Here is a 1235-nt window from a genome sequence, read left to right as displayed (position 1 = left end):
TTCCCTAATTATGGCAGCAACACCCATTCTTGTTGTTGGCCTTATTCCCTTCCATTCAGTGGTGCTCCGTGGATTGTATCCCAGAGCCATTTTGACTCCGATATCCTTCACAAAAGCATCCTTTGTGTTTTTTGAGAAATTCCTGATAAGCGATCCCATGCCGCCCAATATATTTCCACTTCCGGGAAGAACAACGGAATATAATACATTGTTTTCTACGGATTCAGTGAATGCGTGGTCATCCATGTATACCCCATCAATCGCCCTGCCAAGAGGTATCATTGAATCAAGTTTGTCATTTGCCTCACTCTCTAATCCCGGTTCACCTGCCCTGTCCAGTCCAATATGGCTGTGTGGGTCAATGAATGCAGGGGTTACAACGCCCTCCTCAAGAATTTCGCAATCCGGCTTATTCCTGGATACTTCCATTATGCTGTCTCCATCGAAACTTACATAAACATTTTTCTGCACTCCCTTACCATCATAAAGCAAATTCGCCTTCACCGCTTTCATAACATAATATAAGACTATTTAATTTAAATTTAATCCATTGAGCAGTCCAGCAATTCATTAAAATATCTACAAAAGCAGAGTATTATTAACAAAATATAAATATTAAATTATGTCTAACACCGTGTTAAGTAATTTATATTACCATAGTTAAGGGCCTACTACCTAACTCCCCCGTGGCTTTTATGTTCAACCCATAGGTTTTCATCTTTTCTTTTACATTTTTAAATTGATCTTGTATATTTTTTATTTCATAATATAAATTTTTTAAGGCAATTTATAATTTACAGAAATTTACTTACTCTACCAATTATCGTATAACATACGATTTCATGAAAAATAATTAGGCAAAATTATTGAAAAATTATTACTGGTAAAATCATATGGCTGGAAATCCTAATAATATAATAGCCACATATACTATAAAACCTGTTAAACCTCCAATTTTTATAGATATTTTATAATTTTTTGTAATAATATCAAGGATAATTATTAATATAATACTCATTATAACAGAAATTACTAAATTATTAATGGGATCATAATAGTCTGGCAATAAAGTTGCAGGAGCTGAAGAGAGATTAAATAATCTATTAATTATAAAATAGTATCCAGGAAGATAATTTTCAGGAAATAACCATAAACGAAATCGTAGTTCAATGGAAATAATAAATGATATTGATATTGAAAATATAATAGATTTTATTGTAGAAGGGGATCCTCAG

The 1235-nt window shown here is 32.5% G+C and carries 1 pseudogene; it reads right to left on the bottom strand.

Features of this window, described 5'->3' with window-relative positions:
* Window positions 1-513: pseudogene (locus AMDU4_RS11260) on the bottom strand (imidazolonepropionase); the annotation flags it as partial.
* Window positions 514-1235 lie beyond the last annotated feature (722 nt).

It is taken from the genome of Ferroplasma sp. Type II, from assembly GCF_000496155.1.
This window is presented reverse-complemented; position numbering and strand designations above follow the sequence as displayed.